At 72.3% G+C, this 5,227-nt stretch carries 1 protein-coding gene; it reads right to left on the bottom strand.

The window, feature by feature from the left end:
• On the bottom strand, positions 1–5,227 hold a 5,227-nt coding region (locus AB0O01_RS36430), incomplete at both ends, for a type I polyketide synthase (RefSeq protein ID WP_365320416.1).

Raw genomic sequence — 5,227 nt, 5'->3', positions numbered from 1 at the left:
TGCCGGTGAAGGTGAAGGGGAGGTGGGGGGTGGGGGTGTCGAGGGTGGGGTGGAGGAGGGGGTGGAGGGCTGCGTCGAGGAGGGCGGGGTGGAGGCGGAAGGGTTTGTGGTGGGTGGTGGGGGGTTGCGTGAGATGGGCGTGGTAGTGGGTCTTGTGCCGGGTGAGGTGGGTCAGGCGGCGGAAGGTGGGGCCGTAGGTGTAACCGGCCGTGGCGTAGCGGTCGTAGAGGTCGTCGGTGTCGAGGGGTTCGGCTTCGGGGTGGGGTGTGGGGGGCGCCGGGTTGGTGGTTGGTGGGTGGGGGGTGAGGGTGGCGGTGGCGTGGGTGGTCCAGGGGGTGTCGGTGTGGGTGGGGCGGGTGTGGATGGTGAGGGTGGTCGCGGTGGTGTGGACTTGCAGGTCGAGGGGGGTGGTGAGGGGGACGGGGGCGGTGAGGGTGAGTTCTTCGATGTGGTGTGTGCCGCTGGTGTGGAGGGCGAGGTCGAGGAGGGCGGTGCCGGGGAGGAGGGGGGTGCCGTTGATGGTGTGGTCCGTCAGCCAGGGGTGCTGGTCGGGGTCGATGGTGCCGGTGTAGAGGGTGGCCCCGGTGTCGGGGAGGGTGGTGGTGGCGGTGAGGAAGGGGTGGTCGGTCGGGGTGAGGCCGGTCGCTGTGGGGCCGGTGTCTGCGGGGGGTGTGAGCCAGTGGCGTTGGCGCTGGAAGGGGTAGTGGGGGAGGTCGATGTGCCGGGCGTGGGTGCCCGCGAAGTGCCGCGTCCAGTCGACCTCGACACCCCGCACGAACGCCTGCGCCATCGAAGCCAGCAACTGTTCCGGCCCGCCCCGGTCCCGGCGGAGCGACCCGCCCACCACCGCGTCGGCCCCGGCCTCGTCTACCGTCTCCTGCACCCCCACTGTCAGCACCGGATGCGGGCTCATCTCCAGAAACGCGTCGAACCGCTCCTCCAGCAGCCGTCCCACCGCCTCCTCCAGCCGTACCGTGTCCCGCAGATTGCGGAACCAGTACGCGGTGTCGGCGGCGCCCTCGGCCAGCCAGTCACCGGTCACCGTCGAGAACAGCGGCACCCGCGCCGGACGCGGCGCGATCCCGGCCAGCGACCCGGCCAGCTCCGCCCGCACCTCGTCCACCTGCGCCGAGTGCGAGGCGTAGTCCACCGGAATGACCCGAGCCTTCACCCCCGCCCCGGTCAGCTCCTCGTGCAGCGCGCCGATCGCGTCCGCCGCGCCCGAGACCACCGTCGACCGGGGCCCGTTGACCGCCGCCACCGACAACCGCCCCGCCCAGCGCTCCAGCCGCGTCCGGACCTCGTCCCTGGGCAGCGGCACCGACATCATCCCGCCGCGCCCCGCCAGCCGCAGCAGAGCCCGGCTGCGCAGCGCCACGACCCGCGCCGCGTCCTCCAGCGACAGGATCCCCGCCACACACGCGGCGGCGATCTCCCCCTGCGAATGCCCCACCACGGCCGCCGGTTCGACCCCGTACGACCGCCAGACCGCCGCCAGCGACACCATCGTTGCGAACAGCGCGGGCTGGACCACGTCCACCCGGTCCAGGGAGGCGGCACCGGGCGCGCCGGTCACCACCGCCGTCAACTCCCAGTCGGTGTGCGGCGCGAGGGCGTCGGCACACTCCCGCATCGCCGCCGCGAACACCTCCGAGGTGTCCATCAGTTCCCTGGCCATCCCCTCCCACTGCGACCCCTGCCCAGGGAACACGAACACCGGTTTGCGGGACTTGGCGGGCTCGGGGGTGGTGGTGAGGTGGGGGTGGGGGGTGTGGGTGGTGAGGTGGGTGAGGGGTTCGTGGGGGTGGTCGGTGGTGAGGATGACGGCTCGGTGGGGGTGGTGGGTGCGGGTGGTGAGGGTGTGGGCGGTGTGGGTGGGGTGGGGGTGGTGGGTGGTGAGGTGGGTGTGGAGTTGTTGGGCGTGGGTGGTGAGGGCGGTGGGCGTCTTCGCGGTGAGGATGTAGGGGGTGAGAGGTGGTGTGGTGGGTTCAGGAGCGGGCGGGGTGGATGGGGGTTCTTGGAGGATGAGGTGGGCGTTGGTGCCGCTGATGCCGAAGGAGGAGATGGCGGCGCGGCGTGGGCGGTCCGGGTCGCGCGGCCAGGGCTGGGCCTCGCCGAGCAACCGGATCGGGCTGGACGCCCAGTCGAAGTGCTCGGTGGGTTCCTCGGCGTGCAGGGTGCGGGGGAGGGTCTCGTGGCGCATCGCCTCGATCATCTTGATGACGCCGCCGACCCCGGCCGCCGCCTGCATATGGCCCAGGTTCGACTTCAGCGACCCCAGCCACAGCGGACGCTCCCGGTCCCGGCCGTAGGTGGCGTGCAACGCCTCGATCTCGATGGGGTCGCCGAGGGGGGTGGCGGTGCCGTGGGCTTCGATGGCGTCGATGTGGTGGGGGGTGAGGTGGGCGGTGGTGAGGGTGTGGGTGATGAGGTGTTGTTGTGCTTGGCCGTTGGGGGCGGTGAGTCCGTTGGAGGGTCCGTCCTGGTTGGTTGCGGTGGCTTTGATGAGGGCGTGGATGGTGTGGTTGTTCTTTCGGGCTTGGGTGAGGGGTTCGAGGAGGAGGAGTGCGGTGCCTTCGGACCAGCCGGTGCCGTTGGCGTGGGTGGAGAAGGAGCGGCAGTGTCCGTCGGGGGAGAGTCCTTGGAGTCGGCTGAATTCGATGAAGGTGCCGGGGGTGGACATGATGGTGGTGCCGCCGGCGAGGGCGAGGGTGCATTCGTTGTTGCGGAGGGCTTGTGCGGCGGTGTGGATGGCTACCAGAGACGAGGAGCAGGCGGTGTCCAGGGTGAGTGCGGGGCCGGTGAAGCCGAAGTGGTAGGCCAGCCTGCCCGACAGCACACTCCCCAGGTTTCCGGTGAGCAGCAGCCCTTCCAGGTCCTCCGGCATCTGACCGGCCGCCGGGGCGTAGTCGTGGTACATCAGGCCGACGTAGACGCCGGTGGGGGTGTTGTGGAGGGTGGTGGGGTTGATTCCGGCGTGTTCGAGGGTGTGCCAGGTGGTTTCGAGGAGGCTGCGTTGTTGGGGGTCCATGGCGAGGGCTTCTCGGGGGGAGATGCCGAAGAATTCTGCGTCGAACTGGTCGGCGTCGTGGAGGAAGCCGCCTTGGTTGGTGTAGGTGGTGCCGGGGTGGTGGGGGTCGGGGTGGTGGAGGTTGGTGGGCCAGCCCCGGTTGGTGGGGAAGTCGGTGATGGCGTGTTCGCCGTTGGCGAGGAGTTGCCAGAGCTGGTCGGGGGTGGTGATGCCGCCGGGGAAGCGGCAGCCGATGCCGACTACCGCGATGAGATCGTCTTCGTCGTCGTTCGGTTGGGGGGTTGCGGGGGCGGGTGTCTGGGGGCGTTGCTCCGGCTGGAGGAGGTCGGCCAGGTGGTCCGCCAGGGACTCCGGGGTGGGGTGGTCGAAGATGACCGGGGCCGGAAGGCGCAGCCCGGTCGCCGAGTTCAGGCGGTTGCGCAGTTCCACCGAGGTCAGTGAGTCGAAACCCAGTTCCTTGAAGGTACGGTCCAGCGCGATCCCGCCGCGTTCACCGAAGCCCAGCACCTCCGCCGCGCGGGTCCGCACCAGATCGGTGAGCAGCCGTCTGCGCTCCACCGCCGAAGCCCCGGCCAGCCGACCCGCCAGGGTCGACGCCCCGGCATCGGACACCGAGGGCCTGCCCGCACCTCCCACCAGGCCCCGCAGCACCGCGGGCACCGGCTCCCCGGCCGTCACCCGGGATCGCAGCGCCCCCCGGTCCAGTCGCAGCGGCGACAGCAGCGCCTCGGGACGGCCCACCGCCGCGTCGAACAGTGCGAGCCCCTCCCGGGGATCGAGCGGCGCCACCCCGACCTGCGCGAACCGGGCCACGTCCGACGCGCCCAGCGCCCCGGCCATACCGCCCTCACCGCCCCACAGCCCCCAGGCCAGCGAGGTCGCCGCGCGCCCCGACTCCCGGCGCCGGGCGGCGAGGGCGTCCAGGAAGGCGTTGGCGGCGGCGTAGTTGGCCTGCCCGGCGGCGCCGATCAGCCCGGACACCGACGAGAACAGCACGAACGCCCGCAACTCCAGATCCCGGGTCAGCTCGTCCAGCAGCAGCGCCGCCTCCGCCTTCGGCCGCCACACCCGCGCCAGCCGCTCCGCCGTCAACTGCTCCACCACACCGTCGTCCAGCACCCCGGCCGTGTGCACCACCCCGGCCAGCGGATGCGCCCGAGGTACGGTCGCCAGCACCGCGCCCAGCGCCTCCCGGTCGGCGGCGTCGCAGGCCACGATCCTGACCTCGGCCCCCGCCGCCGCCAGTTCGGCCGCCAACTCGTCCGCACCGGGAGCGGATGGGCCCTGACGGCTCGTCAGCAGTAGATGCCGGACGCCATGGCGCTCGACGAGATGCCGGGCGAGCAGAGCGCCCAGCCGACCGGTGCCACCGGTCACCAGGACCGTGCCCTCGGGTCCGAAGGGGACGGCGGATCCCGGGGGCTGTCCGGTCCCGGTCGGCGTCACCGGCCGCAGCCGGGGTACCGACACCCGGCCCGCCCTGATCCTGACCTGCGGCTCACCCTCGGCCACGGCCCCGGTCACCGCGCCGGGCAACGCCCGCCAGGACAGCGGGTCGGCGTCCAGGTCCGCGACCATCACCCGCCCCGGATGCTCGGTCGCCGCCGACAGCAGCAGCCCTCGGGCCGCCGCCGCGTACAGTGCACCCGCCTCACCTTCGGTGACCACCACCAGCCGGCTCCCGGCGTGCAGCGGTGCGGACACCCAGTCCCGGACGGCGTCGAGCGCCGTGCGCGGGGCGTCGACGGCAGCGGCAGCAGTGTCGGCAGCGGCAGCGCTGGCGGCAGCGGCAGCAGCGGTGGCCAGGGGCAGGACGGCGGTGATCGGCTCGTCGGCGGGCAGGGAGGCCAGGTCGGGATGGATGGCGGGGTAGGCGTCGATCGGTGCCGAGTGGGGCGCGCCGGTCTCGATCAGCACCCAGCGGGAGGGGGTGTCGTCGTCGCTCCGGGTGTCCGGCTCCACCCAGTCCAGGGTGTGCAGGGCGGAGTCGGTGGTCTGCGACGGGCGCAGGGTCACCCCCTCGATCCGGGCGAGGATCTCGCCGTCGGTGTCGGTGAGGGTGATGCCGCCTGTCGCGGCGTCCACAAATGCCTCATATGCCTCGACGGGGCCGGTGGGGGGTGGGGTGTGGAGGGTGATGCCGGTGAAGGTGAAGGGGAGGTGGGGGGTGGGGGTGTCGAGGGTGGGGTGGAGGAG

The sequence above is a fragment of the Streptomyces sp. NPDC093252 genome (assembly GCF_040683675.1).
In the GTDB taxonomy this organism is placed as follows: domain Bacteria; phylum Actinomycetota; class Actinomycetes; order Streptomycetales; family Streptomycetaceae; genus Streptomyces.
Note: the sequence above shows the minus strand (reverse complement) of the source record. Positions and strands in the feature narration are given on the sequence as shown.